This is a genomic window from Streptomyces sp. NPDC031479 (genome assembly GCF_055581065.1).
The window spans coordinates 77,013-94,894 of record NZ_JBVIKC010000028.1; the positions used below are offsets into that span (position 1 = coordinate 77,013).

At 75.7% G+C, this 17,882-nt stretch carries 15 protein-coding genes; 7 read left to right on the forward strand and 8 right to left on the reverse strand.

Annotated elements, in window-relative coordinates:
* Positions 1–149 precede the first annotated feature (149 nt).
* Positions 150–1,193, forward strand: a complete 1,044-nt coding sequence (locus ACZ5D2_RS26940; RefSeq protein WP_371675207.1) for an alpha/beta hydrolase — start codon at positions 150–152, stop codon at positions 1,191–1,193.
* A 50-nt stretch (positions 1,194–1,243) separates the two neighbouring features.
* Positions 1,244–2,467 carry an acyltransferase family protein gene (locus ACZ5D2_RS26945; protein WP_371681076.1) on the forward strand — a complete coding sequence of 408 codons (1,224 nt, stop codon included), beginning with the start codon at positions 1,244–1,246 and terminating at the stop codon, positions 2,465–2,467.
* Positions 2,468–2,569: 102 nt separating this feature from the next.
* Here the strand turns inward: ACZ5D2_RS26945 and ACZ5D2_RS26950 are convergent, their stop codons facing one another.
* Complete coding sequence (locus ACZ5D2_RS26950; protein WP_266846087.1) at positions 2,570–2,992, reverse strand: DUF350 domain-containing protein; 423 nt, start codon at positions 2,990–2,992, stop codon at positions 2,570–2,572.
* A gap of 107 nt (positions 2,993–3,099) precedes the next feature.
* On the opposite strand from ACZ5D2_RS26950, the gene ACZ5D2_RS26955 reads away from it, so the two are divergent.
* Positions 3,100–4,992 (forward strand): GNAT family N-acetyltransferase, encoded by a 1,893-nt coding sequence (locus ACZ5D2_RS26955; RefSeq protein ID WP_468932711.1) that lies wholly within the window; start codon positions 3,100–3,102, stop codon positions 4,990–4,992.
* On the opposite strand, the gene ACZ5D2_RS26960 is transcribed toward ACZ5D2_RS26955, so the two are convergent.
* Entirely contained in the window at positions 4,899–6,926 is a 2,028-nt protein-coding gene (locus tag ACZ5D2_RS26960; protein WP_468932713.1) for an AMP-binding protein, read from the reverse strand. The two genes, ACZ5D2_RS26955 and ACZ5D2_RS26960, sit on opposite strands and share 94 nt — an antisense overlap.
* A 192-nt stretch (positions 6,927–7,118) precedes the next feature.
* Between ACZ5D2_RS26960 and ACZ5D2_RS26965 the strand changes: the two genes are divergently transcribed.
* Both ACZ5D2_RS26965 and ACZ5D2_RS26970 read left to right on the forward strand, forming a co-directional pair.
* Entirely contained in the window at positions 7,119–9,038 is a 1,920-nt protein-coding gene (locus ACZ5D2_RS26965) for an ABC transporter ATP-binding protein (protein WP_468932716.1), read from the forward strand.
* A gap of 61 nt (positions 9,039–9,099) precedes the next feature.
* Positions 9,100–9,477, forward strand: a complete 378-nt coding sequence (locus ACZ5D2_RS26970) for a VOC family protein (protein WP_356219950.1) — start codon at positions 9,100–9,102, stop codon at positions 9,475–9,477.
* A 326-nt stretch (positions 9,478–9,803) separates the two neighbouring features.
* Here ACZ5D2_RS26970 and ACZ5D2_RS26975 read toward each other — a convergent pair whose 3' ends face one another.
* Together ACZ5D2_RS26975 and ACZ5D2_RS26980 are read right to left on the reverse strand one after the other, a co-directional pair.
* The gene (locus ACZ5D2_RS26975) at positions 9,804–11,933 is read right to left on the reverse strand and encodes an ATP-binding protein (protein ID WP_468932719.1); all 2,130 of its coding nucleotides are present in this window, start codon (positions 11,931–11,933) and stop codon (positions 9,804–9,806) included.
* A gap of 55 nt (positions 11,934–11,988) precedes the next feature.
* Entirely contained in the window at positions 11,989–12,699 is a 711-nt protein-coding gene (locus ACZ5D2_RS26980) for a FadR/GntR family transcriptional regulator (RefSeq protein WP_371675213.1), read from the reverse strand.
* A gap of 122 nt (positions 12,700–12,821) precedes the next feature.
* Here ACZ5D2_RS26980 and ACZ5D2_RS26985 point away from each other — a divergent pair, with 122 nt between their 5' ends.
* Complete coding sequence (locus tag ACZ5D2_RS26985; protein WP_371675214.1) at positions 12,822–13,355, forward strand: gluconokinase; 534 nt, start codon at positions 12,822–12,824, stop codon at positions 13,353–13,355.
* A gap of 73 nt (positions 13,356–13,428) precedes the next feature.
* Positions 13,429–14,826 carry a GntT/GntP/DsdX family permease gene (locus ACZ5D2_RS26990; RefSeq protein WP_468932724.1) on the forward strand — a complete coding sequence of 466 codons (1,398 nt, stop codon included), beginning with the start codon at positions 13,429–13,431 and terminating at the stop codon, positions 14,824–14,826.
* On the opposite strand, the gene ACZ5D2_RS26995 is transcribed toward ACZ5D2_RS26990, so the two are convergent.
* From ACZ5D2_RS26995 to ACZ5D2_RS27010, 4 genes are all read right to left on the reverse strand, one after another.
* Positions 14,774–15,061 (reverse strand): hypothetical protein, encoded by a 288-nt coding sequence (locus ACZ5D2_RS26995; RefSeq protein ID WP_468932725.1) that lies wholly within the window; start codon positions 15,059–15,061, stop codon positions 14,774–14,776. The two genes, ACZ5D2_RS26990 and ACZ5D2_RS26995, sit on opposite strands and share 53 nt — an antisense overlap.
* Positions 15,058–16,242, reverse strand: a complete 1,185-nt coding sequence (locus ACZ5D2_RS27000) for a hypothetical protein (protein WP_468932727.1) — start codon at positions 16,240–16,242, stop codon at positions 15,058–15,060. Before ACZ5D2_RS27000 ends, ACZ5D2_RS26995 begins: the two co-directional genes overlap by 4 nt.
* Before the next feature lie 139 nt (positions 16,243–16,381).
* Positions 16,382–16,897, reverse strand: a complete 516-nt coding sequence (locus ACZ5D2_RS27005) for a protein-tyrosine phosphatase family protein (protein WP_371675218.1) — start codon at positions 16,895–16,897, stop codon at positions 16,382–16,384.
* A 25-nt stretch (positions 16,898–16,922) separates the two neighbouring features.
* Positions 16,923–17,681 (reverse strand): serine hydrolase domain-containing protein, encoded by a 759-nt coding sequence (locus tag ACZ5D2_RS27010; protein ID WP_468932731.1) that lies wholly within the window; start codon positions 17,679–17,681, stop codon positions 16,923–16,925.
* Positions 17,682–17,882 lie beyond the last annotated feature (201 nt).

Here is a 17,882-nt window from a genome sequence, read left to right on the forward strand (position 1 = left end):
GCGGAAGGATGCCGTCTCCTCCACCCCCTACCGGGGTATGACATGCCGGTTGGCTCCCCGGTCCGACGTGCCGTCGGGTACCTCCTTCCTACCTTCCTCCTCGTCACGGGGCTCGTCACGTGGCTCGTCACAAGGAAGGGAGAAGGGGCATGCGCCGCTTCGGAAGGACGATGGCCACGGCCGCGCTGGCGGTGGCCATCGTGGCGGGGACCGCGGGGTGGGCTGCCGCCGACAGCCAGAGTGCGGTCACCGGGCCGCCCCCGGGCACCGCCGCCTGGCGGGCCGCCTCGGTGGGCGGCCGGCCGTTGCCCGATCCGGCGTCCACGACGCCCCGGGAGGTGGCCCGCTTCTTCGCCGGGCTGGACGAGACCGGGCGACGGGAACTCGTACGCTCCCACCCGCTGGTGGTGGGCAATCTGGACGGCGCTCCGCTCCCCCTGCGGTACGAGGCCAACCGGCTCGCGGTCCTCGCCACGGGTGAGGCCCGCTACGCCTCCCTCGCCTCTCCGGGCCGCCGGATCCTGGCCTTCGACCCGCGCGGCCGCGGGCAGGTCGCCGAGGTGTTCGGGGACCCGGAGCACGCCGCGCACGTCGCGGTGATCGTGCCGGGTTCGGACAACGACGCCACCACCCACGACGCCCCCCGCGCCCCCGACACCGGCCCGGCCGGTATGGCCCGGGCGCTGCGGGCCGCGGCGGGCGGGGACACCGCGGTCATCGCGTGGACGGGCTACACCACGCCGGTCGGGGTCGGTCTCGACGCGGCGGAGGGCCGGCTCGCGGAGGCCGGTGCGGTGCGGCTGGCCCGGTTCACGGCCGGGCTCGACGCGGTCGGGGCGCCCGACCCGGTGCTGTTCTGCCACAGCTACGGCTCGGTGGTGTGCGGGATCGCGGCCCGGCACACGGACGCCGCCGACATCGTGGTGTTCGGTTCCCCGGGGATGCGCGTGGACGACGCCGCCGGTCTGGGGACGGGTGCCCGCGTCTGGGCGGCCCGGGGGCCCTCGGACTGGATCGCCAACGTGCCCAACGTCGAGTTCGCCGGGCTCGGGCACGGCGCCGACCCCACCGCACCCGCCTTCGGCGCCCGTAGGGTGCCCGCCGGCGACGTGAAGGGCCACACCGGCTACTTCGCCGCCGGCACCCGTTCGCTGGCGGCCTTCGCCGCGATCGCGAAGGGAGAGCTCCGGTGAGCGCGACGCGTACGCCGCGCGCGCCGGCCCGACTGTCGGACAACGCCGCGCTGACCCGGCTGTCGGACACCGCCGCGCGGATCGACCGCCGGACCCCCGCCCACCGGGACCGGGCCGTCGACGGTCTGCGCGCCCTGGCCCTGCTGGCCGTGCCGACCGGGCACTGGCTGCTCGGCGGGTTCACCCTCGACCCGGAGGGCGGGCTGCACAACGCCAGTCCGCTGTCCGCCTTCGGCGCCCTGGCGCCGGCGAGCTGGGTGCTCCAGATGCTGGGCATCTTCTTCCTGGTCGGCGGCTACGCCTCGGTGCTGTCCTTCCACCGGCGCACCGGTTCGACCGGAGCCTGGCTCAAGGGACGGATGGTCCGGCTGGGGCGGCCGGTGCTCGGTGTGACGGCAGTGTGGGCGCTCGCGGCACCCGCCCTGTACGCGGCCGGCGTACCGGAGGCCACCTTGCGCACCGGGGCCACGCTGGTGATCCAGCCGCTGTGGTTCGTCGGGGTGTACGCGGGGGTGACCGCGCTGACCCCGTACTGCGTGCGGGCCGCCCGGCGGTTCGGCGGGTGGGCGGCGGCGCCGCTGCTGGCCTCGGTCGCGGTGGTGGACTTCCTGCGGTACGGGCCGCTGTCCGACGCGGTGCCGTCCTGGCTGTCCGTGCTGAACGTGCTGCCGGGCTGGATGTTCGCGTACCAGCTCGGCGTCTCGTGGGGCGAACGGCGGATCGGGCGGCGCGGGGCGTGGCTGCTGCTGGTCGGCGGGGGCGTGCTGTTCGCGGTGCTGCTGACGGTGTTCCACTACCCGGCGTCGATGGTCGGCGTACCGGGTGAGGCGCGGACCAACTCGCACCCGCCGTCGCTGCTGGTGCTGGCGCTGGCCTCGGCCCAGTCGGGTGCGGCGATGCTGCTGCGGGACCGGCTGGCGCGGCTGCTGGCCCGGCCGGCCCTGTGGGCGCCGGTGGTGGTGGTCAACCTGTCGGCGATGACCATCCTGTGCTGGCACCAGAGCGCCATGCTGGCGGCGGCCGTGCCCGCCTCGTTCGCGGGCGGGGGCGGCGGGTTGACCGGGTTGACGACGGCGCCCGAGACCCTGGCGTGGATCCTGGCCCGGCTGGCGTGGATGCCGGTGTTCGCCGTGCTGCTGGTGGTCATCGCCCGCTACGCGCGCCGGTTCGAGGCTCCGCCGGCGGCGGGCGGCCGCCGGAACCCGGTGGTGCGGCGGACCGTGGCGGGGCTGCTGGCGGCCGGGTTCGCGGTGTTCGCGCTGGGCCTGGCCTGACGCCGGCCCGGCCGGCGGGGCCCGCCCGCCCACCGGGCCCGCGGACGACGAGAGCGCCGCTCCCCCTGGGGGAGCGGCGCTCTCGTCGTCCCGTACGGGTCGTCAGGCGATGGACGCCGCCACGATCGCGGCGACGGCGAGGTTGCAGGAGGCCGTGACCCAGACGGCCGGGTGCGGCTCCGGGTCCACGACGATGGCGCCGAGCTTGCCCGGGGTCACCAGGTCCAGCACCAGGAAGGCCACGGCCATCAGGACCAGGCCCAGCAGTCCGAAGGCCGCGGTGGACAGCAGGCCCTTGCCGAAGTCGTCGTACGTCGTCCAGATCGAGGTGAAGACGATGCCGCCGATGCCCAGCAGCGCGGAGCTGAGCAGGAGGGCCGCGTTGCGGTTGCGCTCCTCCCAGATCTGCTTCGGGAGCTTCCCGGGCGTCAGCACGTCCACCAGGACGATGCCGAGGATCAGCAGGACCAGCCCGAGGGCGCCGTAGGCGCTCGTGCGGCCGAGTCCGTTGACGATGTCGCTCATGGAGAAGCCTGTCTGGGCGTGGGTGGGATAGGGATGTGCCGAGCACGTGCCGTGGGGAGGCCGAATGTATCGCACGGCCCCGCCCCGGACCATGGGGAGGTCAGGAAATGGCAAAGGTCAGGGCCGCGCGGGACGGGGAGGCGGCGGCGCTGAGCGCACTGGTCATGCGGTCCAAGGCGTACTGGGGCTACGACGCGGGGTTCCTCGCCGCGTGCGCCCCGGAACTGGCCGTCCGCGAGGGCGAACTCGCCGACCGGCGGATCGCGGTGGCCGAGAGCGGCGCCGGGCGCGTGCTGGGCGTCGCCTCGCTGGAGGCCCTGGACGGGGAAGTGGCGCGGCTCGGGCTGCTGTTCGTGGAGCCGTCGGCCATCGGCCGGGGCGTCGGGCGGCTGTTGTACCGGGACGTCCTCGGCCGGGCCGCCGAGCTGGGCGTGCGCCGTCTGCTGATCGACTCCGATCCGCACGCGGCGGGCTTCTACCGGGCGATGGGCGCGGTGGCCGCGGCCGGGTCGCCGCCGGGGCTGGTGCGCTTCGAGGTGGCTCCGACGGTGCTCGCCGCCTGGGCGCGGGCCTGGACGGGCGGGGTCCCGGCGGTGCACGTGGGCAACGTGGCGGAGTTCAACGCCCAGTTCGCCGACGCCTCGGTGGGCCGGGAGCCGCTGGCCGCGCACGACTACGCCTGCCTCGCCGCGTTCTACAGCCCGTACCCGGCCGCCCTGGTGCTGCCGCGGGCCGTGCCGCCGGGATGGATCCGGCTGGTGGGACGGCAGTTGGGCTGGGGCCCCGAGGTGGAGGTCCACGACGGGCTGGCCGAGCGGGAGGCGGGCCTGTCGGACGCCGTGCGGTCCCGGCCGGAGCTGGCCCGCCGGGTGACGGGGCGCGGGCTGCCCCTCGTACCGTGGGGCCGGACGGAGCCGTACGGGCGGCTCGCCGGGCTGCCGTGGCGGCCGCGGGAGCTGCGCTACGAGTCGAAGTCGGCGGCGCACGCCCTGTTCGCCCGGATCCTGGAGGGCGGCGGGCACCCGGGGATCACGCTGCCCGCGCAGTGGCGGGCGGCGAACCGGTGGGCGGCCGTACGGACGGTGGCGTCGCGGGCGCGGGCGGGGCTGGGCACGGTGCTCAAGTCGGAGCACGGCGTCGGGGGTTCGGGCACCAGGGTGCTGACGCCCGCGCTGGTCCGGGCGGCGGGCGGGCCGCGGGCGGCCCTGCGCGGGCTGCCGCGCGGGCCGCTGCTGGTGGAGGAGTACGTGGAGGCCCCCGCGCGGGGCCCGCGGGACCTGACGTACGACGGGTTCGTGGACGGTGGGGGCCGCCCGCACGAGGTCGGGGCGGCGGTGATGGAGGTGTGCGACGGGGCGTACCGGGGCGCGACGGTGGGTCCCGCGGTGGTGCCCGCCGCCCTGGAGGAGCCGCTGCGGGCCTTCGGGGCGGCGGTGGGGCGGGAGCTGGCGGCCTCGGGCTACCGGGGCTGGTTCGACGTGGACTTCGTGGTCGACGCGGTGGGGCGGCCGGCGCCGACCGAGGCCAACCTGAGGCTCACCGGCCCTTCGGTGGCCTTCATGGTGGCGGCCCGGCTGGACGTGCTGCGGGGCGCGGGGCACCTCGTACGGATCGTCGACCGGGTGGAGCTGGGCGCGCGGCTGCCGGAGGGGCAGGTGGAGCTGCTCTGCGCGGACCTCGCGCAGGCCTGCGCCGGGTCGGGGGCGGTGTTCGTGCCGGCCATCGTGACCGGGGCCTTCGATCCGGCGCCCTGGATCGGGGTGCTGCTGGCCGCGCGCGACGGCGGGGCGCTGGACGCGGCCGAGGCGCTGGTGCGGGCGGGGGCCCTCGCGGTCGGGGCGGGGTTCGCGGACTTCTCCGACGCGGCGGACCGGGCCGTCGCCCGGCCCGGCCGTCATCCGTCCGGTCAGTCCTCGAAGTCGAAGGGCGAGCGCGGCCTGCGGAGCAGGTGGCAGGCCACGATCAGGCCCGCGATCATCAGCGGGACGTTGAAGGTGTAGACGAGGGCGGCCTGGCGCGGCCAGTCGTGTTTGGCCGCCAGCCGGTAGAGGTTGTCCTGCGGCCACCAGGCGAGCAGCAGGTAGGACGCCGACAGGTGGGCCGCGGTGGTCAGCGCCCGTCCCCGGCCCTGGCGGAGCATCCGCTCGCGGCCGCCGAACAGGAACAGCACGCCGGCCGCGAAGGCGGCGCTCTCGCACACGTAGAGGACGAAGAAGAGGAACGACCACGGGGCCGGCACCCCCGTGAGGTCGGTGGATCCGGGCCACAGCACCGAGGTGAGCAGCATGGCCGCCCCGGTCAGCGGCAGGGCGAGGCAGCCCGCGGCGCAGCCGGCCGACATCGTCTCCGCCCCGGCGGAGCCCGACTTGCCGCTGCTCGCGGAACCGGGCGCGGACGGGGCCACCCGCGGGCGGTCCTTGGCGGGCAACGGCACCGCCGCCCGGTCCTCCTGACCGGCCCGGGTACGGGGCAGGGCGCGCAGCCGGACCAGCCGGGCCGGCGTTTCGGCGGGGCTCGTCGTCCGCTCCAGGTGCACGGTCAGGGTCTCCGGGCCGACCTGGTCCGCACCCCGGAGCCACAGGGGGTCGCCGGGGGGCGGGGCCACGTAGGCGACGAGCCGTACGCGGGTCCCCGAGGTCACCCGGGCCACGACGGCGGCGCCGAAGGCGGGGTGGGTGCGGATCCGGGACTCGACGGTGTGCGGGTCGAGGCGGCCGCCGTGGTCCAGGGTGATCCGGTCCCGCAGCCGCCCGCCGAACTCCAGGAGCCCGTCGGGGCGCAGGACGGCGAGGTCGCCGGTCGCGACGGTGTCGCCGCCGGGCGGGGTGAGGAGGAGCTCCCCGTCGCGCAGGTCCGCGCGGAAGCCCGGGAAGGGCGTGCCGAGGAGGGCGATCCGCTCGGGGGTGTCCAGCGGGGCGGGCAGCTGAGGGAGTTCGAAGGAGGTCCCGGCGCCGGCGGTCTCGGTCGGGCCGTAGACGTTGAGGACGCGGGCGCCGGGGCGCAACCGGTCCTGGAGGGCGGCCTGTTCGTCGAGGTAGAGCCGGTCCCCCGTGATGGTGAGCAGCCGCACGTCGGCGAAGGCGGGGTCGGGTTCGCGGCGGGGCCGGGGGACGGAGAGCGGGGCGGGCCGGTCGTCGCGGACCATGAGCTCCACGGCGGTCGCCGGGTCGGTGTGCAGGACGCTGACGCGCCGTTCCCGGACGGCGTCGAGGAGGTCGTGGGCCCCGCGCCCGGCGCCCTCGGGCAGGACGAGGGCGCCGCCGGAGCACAGGGGGCGGGTCCAGCCGGCGGCGAAGGCGGTGATGTCGGGGCCGCCGGTGAACAGGTGGCGGTCGCGTGGGGTGAGCCGGGCGGCCTCGGCCCAGCTGTCGTGGGCGGCGAGGAGCAGCTCGTGGCCGACGCGGACCGGGCGGGGCCGGGCCGTGCCGGTGAACAGGATCGCGGCGTCGCGGTCCTCGGCGGTGCGGACGGGCGCGGTGGCGGGTCGCGCGGCGATCCGGGCCGCCTCCTCGTCGAGGGCGACGGTCCGCCGCCCCTCGGACAGGCCGAGGCCGGGCGCCCGGCGGTCGGTGCCGGTGTCGGTGAGCAGGAGGTACGGGGGCAGGGCGGCGAGCATGCCGCGGGCGGTGCGCGGGTCGTCCTCGGCGACGACGGTGTAGGTGCCGCCCGCTTTGAGGGTGGCGAGGAGGCAGACGGGGAGTGCGGGCCGGGCGCCCACGGCGATGGCCACGAGGCCGCCCGCGGGCAGGGCCCCGTCCAGCAGGTGGTGGGCCAGCCGGTTTGCCCGCGCGTCGAGTTCGCCGTAGGAGAGTTCCTCCGGGCCGTGGAGGACGGCGGGGGCGTCGGGAGCCTCGCGGGCGAGTTCCTCGAAGCGCCGCAGGACGGTGTCCGCGGTGGGTCGGTACGGGCGGGCGGGCGGTGATGCCTGCGTCATCACCCGATGATGCCACCGGTGGGCGGCCGGGTGCGAGGGTTGCGAACATCCTTGGTCCGGGCTTGAGTTGGCACACCGGCCAGGGCTTTCGGACCGGTTGCCCCGCCGGGGCTTCCGGGACCGGTTGCCCCGCGTCGGCTTCCTGACCGGTTCCTTGACCTGGAGTCCGGTTGAGGTTCTAGCGTGGCGCACATGGACATGGAAGTCACCGCCTGGCATTCGCTGCACAGCGCGATCAACGCCCAACAGGACAAGCGCCCCCTCTCCCGTGCGAGCCTGCGCCGGATCGCCGTCTTCGCCCGCCCGCACCGGCGCGGGCTGGCCTTCTTCCTGCTGCTCAGCGTGGTGGGCGCGCTCCTCGCCGTGGCCACTCCGCTGCTGGCCAGCCGGATCGTGGACGCGATCGTGCGGGGCGGCGACAGCACGGCCGTCACCCGGCTCGCCCTGCTCATCGCGGTGATCGCGGTCGCCGAGGCCGGGCTCGGGCTGCTGACCCGCAAGCTGTCGGCCACCCTCGGCGAGGGCCTGATCCTCGATCTGCGGACGGCGGTCTTCGACCACGTCCAGCGGATGCCGGTGGCCTTCTTCACCCGGACCCGGACGGGCGCGCTGGTCAGCCGCCTGAACAACGACGTGATCGGGGCCCAGCGGGCGTTCAGCAACACCCTATCCGGGGTGGTCTCCAACACGGTGACGCTGCTGCTGACGCTGGGGGTGATGCTCACCATCTCCTGGCAGATCACCCTGCTGGCCCTGGTGCTGCTCCCGGTGTTCGTGCTGCCGGCCCGGCGGATGGGCGCCCGGATGGCGGCGATGCAGCGCGAGGCCTCGACGCTGAACGCCGCGATGGGCACGCAGATGACGGAACGCTTCTCCGCCCCGGGCGCCACCCTGGTCAAGCTGTTCGGGCGGCCCGCCGACGAGTCCGCCGAGTTCGCGGCGCGCGCGGCCCGGGTGCGGGACATCGGGATCCGTACGGCGATGGCCCAGTCGGCGTTCATCACCGCGCTCACCCTGGTCTCCGCGCTCGCCCTCGCCCTGGTCTACGGCCTCGGCGGACACTTCGCCCTGCGCGGCACCCTGGAGGCCGGTTCCGTCGTCGCGCTCGCCCTGCTGCTGACCCGGCTGTACGCGCCCCTGACCGCGCTGGCCGGGGCCCGCGTGGAGGTGATGAGCGCCATGGTCAGCTTCGAGCGGGTCTTCGAGGTCCTCGATCTGAAGCCGCTGATCGACCAGAAGCCGGACGCCGGCCGGGTGCCCGACGGGCCGGTGGCGGTGGAGTTCGACCGCGTGTCCTTCGCCTACCCCTCCCCCGACAAGGTCTCCCTGGCTTCCCTGGAGGAGGTGGCCACCCTGGACGCGCGGGGCGGCGCCCGGGTACTGCACGAGGTGTCCTTCCGCGCCGAGCCCGGCCGGATGATCGCCCTCGTCGGCTCGTCCGGCGCCGGGAAGTCGACGATCGCCCAGCTGCTGCCCCGCCTGTACGACGCCGACGCGGGCGCGGTCCGTCTGGGCGGGGTCGACGTACGGGACCTGACGGCCGACTCCATCCGCGAGACGCTCGGCATGGTCACCCAGGACGGGCACCTCTTCCACGAGTCGGTACGGGCCAACCTGCTGCTGGCCCGGCCGACGGCCACCGAGGAGGAGATCTGGGAGGCCCTGCGCCGCTCCCGCCTGGACGGGCTCGTCGCCTCCCTCCCGGACGGCCTGGACACCGTCGTCGGGGAGCGCGGCTACCGGCTGTCGGGCGGCGAACGGCAGCGGCTGACCATCGCCCGGCTGCTGCTGGCCCGGCAGCGGGTGGTCATCCTCGACGAGGCCACCGCCCACCTGGACTCCACCTCCGAGGCGGCGGTCCAGGAGGCCCTCGCCGAGGCGCTGGCCGGCCGGACCGCCGTGGTGATCGCGCACCGGCTGTCGACGGTGCAGGCGGCCGATCTGATCCTCGTCGTCGAGGAGGGCCGGATCGTGGAACGCGGAACGCACGAGGAGCTGCTGGCGTCCCGCGGCCGGTACGAGGAGCTGCACCGCACGCAGTTCGCCGCGCGCGAAACGGAAGGCCGCCGCCCGGCCCAGGCGGGCGGCACGGCGGCGGCCCCGGGCGCATGATGCCGGAGGGCCCGCGCGCCGCCTCGGCGCCGGGCCGGTCCGCTACCGAGGGGAGCCCGTCATGGACGTCAAGCTCGAACTGGTCGCCGTCCCGGTCACCGATGTCGACCGGGCCAAGGCCTTCTACGAACGGATCGGCTTCCACGCCGACCACGACGTCACCGTCAGCGAGGAGATCCGCTTCGTCCAGCTGACCCCGCCCGGGTCGGCCTGCTCCATCGCCATCGGCAAGGGGCTCACCCGGATGGTCCCGGGGTCCCTGGACAACATGCAGGTGGTCGTCGCCGACATCGAGGAGGCCTACGCGGACCTGCGCGGCCGGGGCGTGGAGGTGACGGAGATCCAGGACATGCCGTGGGGCTCCTTCGTGTACTTCTCCGATCCGGACGGCAACGGGTGGGCCGTGCAGCAGACCACCCCGCGGCCGGCGGCCGGCTGAGGAACCCGCGATCGATCCGGTCACCGGGTACCGGTACTACCCTGGCGGCCGGGTGCCCCCGCCACCGAGGTCACCCCGGTGGCGGGGGCACCCGGCACTCCCCTGACCGTCCGCCACCCGGGCGGTTCGCGCGAGGTGCCGGTGGCCGACGGGCCCTGCCCCGCCTCCCGGGACGTGCTCGGCGCTCTGGAGGCCCGCCGTGTGCGGGCGGGCCGCGCCGGTACGGGTCGGCTTCGACCCGGCGGTGCCGACGGGGGCCCGGAGGCCGGTGCGGGGCCGGACGTCCCGCTGGAGGTCCCTGCCGGGCCCCGGCCAGCGGGTCGCGGTCAGCCGGGGTGGGGGCGGCCGCGCTGGGCCTGTCCGTGGCGGACCCCCTCCGCGAAGGCCGCCTCGTATCCCGCGTCCCCGAGGGCCGCGCGGGCCGTGCGCTCGAACTCCTCCCGTACGGACCGCAGTTCCGGCGTGCCGCGTTGCGGGTGGCCGACCGCCTGCCAGTAGGCGTGGCCGGCGCCGTAGGCGTGAGCGCCGCCCGCCCCGTCGCCGTCGGCGGCCCGGGCGGCGGCCAGCAGGTCGAGGCCGAGGGCGGTGCCGAAACTGTCGCCGAGTTCCCGCTTGCTCTCCAGCATCGCCCGTGCGTGCTCGGCGGACTCCGCGGGGCGGCCCTCGAACAGGCGGATCAGCGCCAGCTGGTAGTCGGCGTAGGCCCGCGTCCAGTACTCCTGCCGCGCCACGCACCCCGCCCGCAGCCGCTCGGCCTCCTCCCGGGCGTCGGTGAAGAGCCCGGTGCCGGTCAGGGCGAACACCCGCACGAGAGTGCAGCGCAGCCGGGGACCGGAGTCGAAGGGCGTGCCGGGGAAGGCCTCCAGGGCGTTGTCGGCCACGATCCGGGCGGCCAGCGGGCGGCCCGCCAAGAGGTGGCTGACGCCCAGCAGATAGGCGGCGTCGAGGGCCGGGCCCGGTCCCGCGTCGGGCCGGGCGGCCAGGGACTCGCAGGCCACCGCGATCCGGTGCGCCTCCGCGTGCTCCCCCTGGAGGAGCAGGGTCACGCCGAGGGCCCACAGGGCGCGCACCCGGCCGGCGGTGTCCACGTCCTCGGGGCGGGCGGCGGACAGGGCCCGTTCCAGGTACGAGCGGGCCACGTGCAGGCACCCGCAGCAGGCCCAGAAGAAGCCGACGCGGCCAACCAGTTCGAGGGCGGCCGCGGGCTCGGTGGCGAGCAGGTGGTCGAGGGCCGCGCAGATGTCCCCGTACGCGGCGGCGACCCTGCGGTAGGCGCCGCGCTGCCCGGGGCCCGGCCAGTCCGCGTCCGCGGTGCGCACCAGTTCCAGGAAGTGGGCCGCGTGCCGGGCGCGCAGGGCGTCCCGTTCGCCGATGGCGTCGCACCACATGGCCCCGTACTCGCGGATCGTGTCGAGCATGCGGTGGCCGTCGCCGTCCGGGCCGCGGCGGACGACGGACTTGGCGACGAGCGAGGCGAGGAGCGGCGCCACGTCCCCGCCGTCGAGCGGGGGTGCGGAGCACACGGCGCGGGCGGCGGCCCCGTCGAAGGTGCCGCCGAAGACGGAGAGCCGCAGCCACAGGAGGCGTTCGGCGGGGGTGCACCACTCGTGGCTCCAGCCGATGGCGGTGCGCAGCGCCCGGTGGCGGGGCGGCCGGGCCCCTCCGCCGCCCGGCAGCGGGCCGATCCTGCGGGAGAGCCGGTCGGCGAGCTCCTCGACGGTGTGGTCCGTCAACTGGGCGGCGGCGAGTTCCAGCGCGAGGGGGACCCCTTCGAGGCGGGCGCAGATCGCGCGGGCGGCGGCCAGCCGGGGCGGGGTCCACGCGGGTGCCCGCCCGGGGCGCACGGCGTCCGCCCGCGCGGTGAAGAGGGCGAGGGCCTCTCCCGCGGGCTCCTCGTGCGGCAGCGGTCCGACCGGCAGGACGTGTTCGCCGGTCAGGGCGAGGGGCTCTCGGCTGGTCAGCAGCACGACGAGGTGCGGGGCGGCGTCCAGCAGGTCCCGTACGAGGATCCGCAGGGGCCCGATGAGGTGTTCGCAGCAGTCCAGTACGAGGAGCAGCCGGCGCGGGCGGATCCACGCGCGCACCGCTTCGGCGAGGGTGCGCGGGGTGTGGTCGGCGAGGTCGAGCGCGTCCGCGACGGCGTCCAGGAGCAGCCGGTCACCGGGCAGCGGGGCGAGGTCGGCCCAGTGGACCCCGTCGGGGAAGCGCGTTCCGGGCGCGACGGGGCCTGCCGGTCCGACGGGGCCCGCGGATCCGGCGGATCCGGCGGGCGCGGCTCGGGCGGCGGCGGCCGGGTCCAGGGCCTCGCGGGCCAGCCGAGTCTTGCCGACGCCCGCGGGCCCGGTCAGCGTGACCAGCCGCCGCTCCGTCAGGGCCGCCCGCAACGCGGCGAGTTCGGCCTCCCGCCCCACGAAGGAGGCGGGTCCGCCGTCGTTTCCCTCGGCATGTCCGCGCACGCGCCCAGTGTGGCGTACCCGCGGGGTCCTCCGTACGGGGTGGACCAGGGCCGTCCTAGGGTGCGAGGACGTCCAGTTCCTCCAGGGCGCCGAGGGCGATCTGCCGGGTCAGGGCCTCGGCCGCGGCGGCGTCCCCTTCCCGTACGGCCTCGGCGACCCGGACGTGGAGGGTGACGGCGGCCGGGTCGGGGTCGGGGAACATCACGGAGTGCTGGGTGCGGCCGGTGAGCACCTCGGCGACGACGTCGCCCAAGCGGGCGAACATCTCGTTGCCGGAGGCGTTCAGCACGACGCGGTGGAAGGCGACGTCGTGGTGGAGGTAGCCCTCCAGCTGGTGGCCGCGCGAGGTGCGGACCATGCCGAGGGCCGCTTCGGTGAGGCGGGCGCACTGCTCCGGGGTGGCGCGGAGGGCTGCGAGGCCGGCAGCGACGGGTTCGACCGCCGAACGCAGGACGGTCAGGGAGCGCAGCTGGCGGGGGCGGTCGGTACCGGCGAGGCGCCAGCGGATGACGCGCGGGTCGTAGACGTTCCACTCCTCGGCGGGGCGGACGGTGACGCCGACGCGGCGGCGGGATTCGACGAGCTGCATCGACTCCAGGACGCGCACCACCTCGCGCACGACGGTGCGGGAGGCGTCGAAGCGCGTGGCGATCGCGTCCGTGCGCAGCACGCTGCCGGGCGGGTACTCCCCCGCCGTGATCGCCAGGCCGAGGGTGTCCAGTACCTGGGTGTGGAGTCCTGGGACCGGACTGCCTTCGGTGGTCATGGCGTAAGCGTACGGTGACGCCAGGGCGGACCAAAGGTGTGATGTTTGCCGCCGAACTCTTGAATAAGTACTACTTAATAAGGTTCAGTGGTGCCCTCCCGGGCCTCCCCCGTCCCGGGCCGATGTCAACGAGGACAGCGAGGTACGGCGTGGGTTCCCAGCGCGTCATTGTGGTGATGGGCGTGACCGGCACGGGCAAGACGACCGTGGGCCGGCTGCTCGCGGAGGCCCTCGGCCTCCCCTACGCGGAGGGCGACGCCTTCCATCCGGCGGCCAACGTGGCGAAGATGTCCGCCGGCATCCCGCTGGACGACGAGGACCGCAGGCCCTGGCTGGACGCCGTCGGCGAGTGGATCCACGACCGGGCCGGGCACGGCGGCGGCGTGGTGGCCGCCTCCTGCCTCAAGCGCGCCTACCGCGACCGGCTGCGCGCCACCACACCCGGGACCGTGTTCGTCCACCTCACCGGGGAACGGGCGCTGATCGAGGGGCGGATGCGCTCGCGCACGGGCCACTTCATGCCCGCCACGCTGCTCGACTCCCAGTTCGCCACGCTCGAACCGCTCGGGGCGGACGAGCCGGGGGTCGCCGTCGACGTCGCCGGCACCCCCGAGGAGATCACCGCACGGGCACTGGCGGCCCTGCGCCACCTCTAGCGCCTCCCCTTCTCGCGCCTCCCTTCCCCTCTCCCCCCACCACCCACACCTCCACAGAGTGAGGAACCCCACCGTGACCGGTCTCAGCGTCGAGACACTGGCGGCGGCCGCCCCCGAGCCCATAACCTCGGCCGGAAACGCCCAGTTGGGCATGGCCGTCCTGCTGGGCATAGCCGTCATCGTCCTGCTCATCACCCGCCTCAAGATGCACGCGTTCCTGGCCCTGACGGTCGGTGCGCTGGCCCTCGGCTCCTTCGCGGGCGCTCCGCTGAACAAGACGATCGCCAGTTTCACCGCCGGCCTCGGCGCCACGGTCGCGGGCGTCGGCGTCCTGATCGCGCTCGGCGCGATCCTCGGGAAGCTCCTCGCGGACTCCGGCGGCGCGGACGAGATCGTCGACACGATCCTGGCCCGCGCCAAGGGCCGGTCGATGCCCTGGGCCATGGTGCTGATCGCCTCGGTGATCGGCCTGCCGCTCTTCTTCGAGGTCGGCATCGTGCTGCTGATCCCGGTGGTGCTGCTGGTCGCCAAGCGGGGCAACCACTCACTGATGCGCATCGGCATCCCGGCCCTGGCCGGCCTGTCGGTCATGCACGGCCTGATCCCGCCGCACCCGGGCCCGCTGGTCGCCGTCGACGCCCTGCACGCGAACCTGGGCGTCACCCTCGCCCTCGGCGTGCTCGTCGCCGTCCCGACGGTGATCATCGCCGGACCGCTGTTCTCCCGGTACGCCGCCCGCTGGGTGGACGTACCGGCGCCTGAGCACATGGTCCCCGCGCGTCCCTCGGAAGGGGCGGCGCACCGGCCCCGGTTCGGGGCCACGGTCTTCACCGTGCTGCTGCCGGTGGTCCTGATGCTGGTCAAGGCCCTGGTCGACATCGTCGTCAACGACCCCGCCAACGCGGTGCAGAAGGTCACCGACGTCGCCGGATCCCCGCTGATCGCCCTTCTGTCGGCCGTACTGGTGGGAATGTTCACCCTCGGCCGGGCCGCCGGATTCACCCGGGAACGGATCTCCTCGACGGTGGAGAAGTCCCTCGCGCCGATCGCCGGCATCCTGCTGATCGTGGGCGCCGGCGGCGGGTTCAAGCAGACCCTCATCGACGCCGGCGTGGGTCAGATGATCCTGGACCTGTCGAAGAGCTGGTCCATCCCGGCCCTGTTGCTGGCCTGGCTGATCGCGGTGGCGATCCGGCTGGCCACCGGATCGGCCACGGTCGCCACCATCTCGGCGGCCGGTCTCGTGGCTCCCCTCGCGGCGGGCATGTCCACGACGGAGACCGCCCTGCTGGTCCTGGCCATCGGCTCCGGCTCGCTGTTCTTCAGCCACGTCAACGACGCCGGGTTCTGGCTGGTCAAGGAGTACTTCGGAATGAGCGTCGGGCAGACCCTCAAGACCTGGTCGGTGATGGAGACCATCATCTCGGTGGTCGGCCTCGGCTCCGTCCTGCTGCTGTCACTCGTGCTGTGAGCCCGCCGTGGACGCCGTCGAGCTGGGCCGCGGCGAGCGCGAAGCCGTCCGCGGCCCGGGCGCAGCGGTCCGCGAGGGCGGCGACCTCGGCACGGAAGGCCTCGGCCTGGGGGCCCCGCCACTCCAGTGCCGCGGCGCCCGCCCGCAGCCGGTGGGCGTGGGAGCGCAGGGCCGCGCAGTGGCTGCGCAGACCGTCGGCGGGGGCGGACGGGGGCAGCCGGGGCACGTCGCTCACGGGTTCCTCCGGGAAGTCGTCGTACGCGGACGCTCCGCGTCGCCGAGCGGGAGCAGCCTGCTCCCGGTGACCCGGCCCTCGGCGGCGGACCCGGCCCCGCCGATGGCTCCCGCCGAGGCCAGCCGGTGGACGCGGGTGCGCGGGTCGAGGGGGGTGCGGGCGTCGGCCGGGGAGCCGACGGCGTACAGGTGCGTGATGCGGTAGACGGCGGTGAGGTCGCGGTCCCGGGCCAGGTCCATGGCGGTGACGGCGCCCAGCCGGTGTCCGACCAGGACCAGTTCGGCGCCGGAGGGGATCAGCCCCCGTACGGCGCGGACCACGTCCCGCACCCGCCACGCGTCCCGGTCGGCCAGCTGGAGCACGTGGCGGGGCCGGCCGCCGGGGCCGGTCACCCGCTGGACCAGCAGGGTGTCGGTCGCACCGAGCAGACCCGTGTTGCCGACGTACCCGGCCAGGGTGCCGCTGGTGTCGAGCGCCTCCAGCAGCCCGGCGCCGGAGCCGGGGCCGGGGGCGTCGTCCGTGCCGTCGCCGCGGGAGAAGAACGCACGCAGCGCGGCGCCCAGACCGAGGAGCGGTTCGGCGGTCACGGCCCGGCCGGTGGCCACCTGCCAGCCCGCGTGGTCGTTGAAGGGGTTCTCGTCGGTCAGGGCGTGCCACGCCAGGACGTCCGCGAAGGTCGGGGCCAGCAGGGTGAAGGCCTCCCCGGCGCCCCGCTCGCGCAGGAGGGTCCGGAACGCCCGGGCCGCCTCGTCCTGCCGCCCCTCCGCCACCGCCCTCAGGACCGCGGCGCAGTCGGGGTTCGCGAGCAGGTCGGGGCGGCCCAGCCCGGCGACGTGGATCCGCGCCTTGAGCCCGCAGACGGCGGTGGTCACGGCGAGGTTCTCGCGGCGGGCCAGGATCCCGGCGAACCAGCCGGCCCGTGCCACGCCCCGCCCGCGCGGGGCCCAGCCGAGGCCGGCCGGATCGGTGAGGGTGCGCAGCAGGGTCCGCCAGGCCCGGCGCGGCCTGCCACCGCCGCATCCGGCGAGGGCGGCGGCCGGCAGGCGGGCGCCGAGGGCGAGCCCGGAGGCGTACCGGGCGGCCTCGCCCACGGCGTCGGCGGCCTCGGCGAGGTCCCGGCACAAGGCGTCGAGGGCCTCGACGTCCGGGTCGGTGGCCTGCGCGGTCACGGCGTCGGACATGGGCTCCTCGCGGGGGTGCGGCTGGGACGGCGGCTGGGTGCCGGGCCTCCGTCCGGACCGCGGCAGGGGCCGGGAACCCGCGGACGGTGACTCCGGCATCACCGTACGTCGCCCCCTCCCGGCGCGCGCTCCGACTGCGCTACGGGAGTGGGTCCGGGCCGGCGAGCGGGTACGCGGCGTCCAGTCCCCTGTCGAGGTAGTCGGTGAAGACCTGGTTGTGCAGTGCCCAGGGGGAGCGCCTGCTCCGGATGAGGCCGACCGCCTCTTCGGCCGTCGCTCCCCGGCCGACCAGGCACTGGGCGACCACGAGGCCGGAGCGGTTGTACCCGTAGTAGCAGCGCACCAGCGTCCTGCGCCCCGCGTCCAGGGCCCGGCCCGCCGTGTCGGCCAGGCGCCGGACGGTGTCGAGCTGGGCGGCGTCGAGGGGCGCGTCGGGCATCTCCCCGACCAGGTGCTCGGCGGCCGGACCTGGGCCGTGGCCGGGCCGGGTGTAGAGGCTGATCACGAGGTCGAACTCGTCGGTGACGACGGCGGGGCGCAGCTCGCCGTCGGCGTCGGCGTAGACGTGGCCGCCCATCCACAGGCCGGGGGTGATCTCGTCCCAGGGGGTCGGGGGCCGGGGCGCATCGGGGTTCTTCCAGCGGCTCTTCGTCATCGTGGCCGGATCGTACAACAGCCTTTCATCCTAGGGGAGTTGCACTGAAGACCGCTTCGCGGAACGCGGTGCGCAACGCGGGGGCGGGCGCGGGGGCGGAGTGGGGTGCGGCTCCGGGCAGCAGGGCGGCCCAGCGGTCGTGCCGCGGGGAGACCCACAGCACCGGGCCGGTGACGGCCGGCGGGTGGTGGGCCCACACTCCGGCGGGGGCGGGGTGCCAGAGCAGGCCGCGGGAGGGGGTGAGTTCGCCGGTGCGGATGCGCAGGGATTCCGCCGTCCAGGCCCGGCTGATGGGATGGTCGGCGGTGGACAGCAGGTGGCGCGGGAAGCGGACCAGGTCGGCGAGCGGCGCGTACAGGGTGCCGTCGGCGAAGCGGGTGCGGTCCATGCCCAGCGGCCGCCAGATACGGGCCGTGGCGCACTCGGCCAGCGGGGTGCCGGTGAGGTGTTCGGCGAGACGGGTGAGGGCGGCGAGGGCGGGCGGCCCCTCGCCGTGCGTGAGCAGGTGGTGGGCGGTGGCGGCGCCGGGCAGTCCCGCCGCGGCTCCCTCCCCGTACGCGGTCAGCGGGGTGTGCAGCGCGAGGTCCCCGGCGGCGACGAGGCTCCCGAGCACGGGCCACAGCGCCAGCACGGCCGCCAGTCCGCCGACGTCGAGGGGGGTGTCACCGTCGCCGGGCGAGCCCGCGTGGACGGAGTCCGCCGAGCCCGCCGCCCAGACGGCGTGCGGGTCGGCGCGGCGGACGAGGGCCTCGATGGGGCCCGCCTGCAAGCGGCGCGTCATCATGCCGGGCACGCTACGTCCCCCCGCCCGCCCTCCCGCGCACGTCGCGTCCCTGTCGCGCCCCCCGCCACCCGAATGCGGCGGGCGGGCGGCGACGGCCGGTGGGCGGCCAGGGGGTGTCTGACGGATGTCCGTGGGGAAGGAGCGGCGTCCGGTGCGTGCTCTCGGCGTGCCGACCGGAAGCCCGCGTACTGGACGTACTTG

Excerpts from the sequence above, each read along its gene's own strand:
- ACZ5D2_RS27005 (WP_371675218.1), bottom strand. The coding sequence starts at position 16,897 with ATGACGAAGAGCCGCTGGAAGAACCCCGATGCGCCCCGGCCCCCGACC.
- ACZ5D2_RS26960 (WP_468932713.1), bottom strand. The coding sequence starts at position 6,926 with ATGACGCAGGCATCACCGCCCGCCCGCCCGTACCGACCCACCGCGGAC.
- ACZ5D2_RS27010 (WP_468932731.1), bottom strand. The coding sequence starts at position 17,681 with ATGATGACGCGCCGCTTGCAGGCGGGCCCCATCGAGGCCCTCGTCCGC.
- ACZ5D2_RS26985 (WP_371675214.1), top strand. The coding sequence starts at position 12,822 with ATGTCAACGAGGACAGCGAGGTACGGCGTGGGTTCCCAGCGCGTCATT.
- ACZ5D2_RS26950 (WP_266846087.1), bottom strand. The coding sequence starts at position 2,992 with ATGAGCGACATCGTCAACGGACTCGGCCGCACGAGCGCCTACGGCGCC.
- ACZ5D2_RS26970 (WP_356219950.1), top strand. The coding sequence starts at position 9,100 with ATGGACGTCAAGCTCGAACTGGTCGCCGTCCCGGTCACCGATGTCGAC.
- ACZ5D2_RS26940 (WP_371675207.1), top strand. The coding sequence starts at position 150 with ATGCGCCGCTTCGGAAGGACGATGGCCACGGCCGCGCTGGCGGTGGCC.
- ACZ5D2_RS26955 (WP_468932711.1), top strand. The coding sequence starts at position 3,100 with ATGGCAAAGGTCAGGGCCGCGCGGGACGGGGAGGCGGCGGCGCTGAGC.
- ACZ5D2_RS26965 (WP_468932716.1), top strand. The coding sequence starts at position 7,119 with ATGGACATGGAAGTCACCGCCTGGCATTCGCTGCACAGCGCGATCAAC.
- ACZ5D2_RS26980 (WP_371675213.1), bottom strand. The coding sequence starts at position 12,699 with ATGACCACCGAAGGCAGTCCGGTCCCAGGACTCCACACCCAGGTACTG.
- ACZ5D2_RS27000 (WP_468932727.1), bottom strand. The coding sequence starts at position 16,242 with ATGTCCGACGCCGTGACCGCGCAGGCCACCGACCCGGACGTCGAGGCC.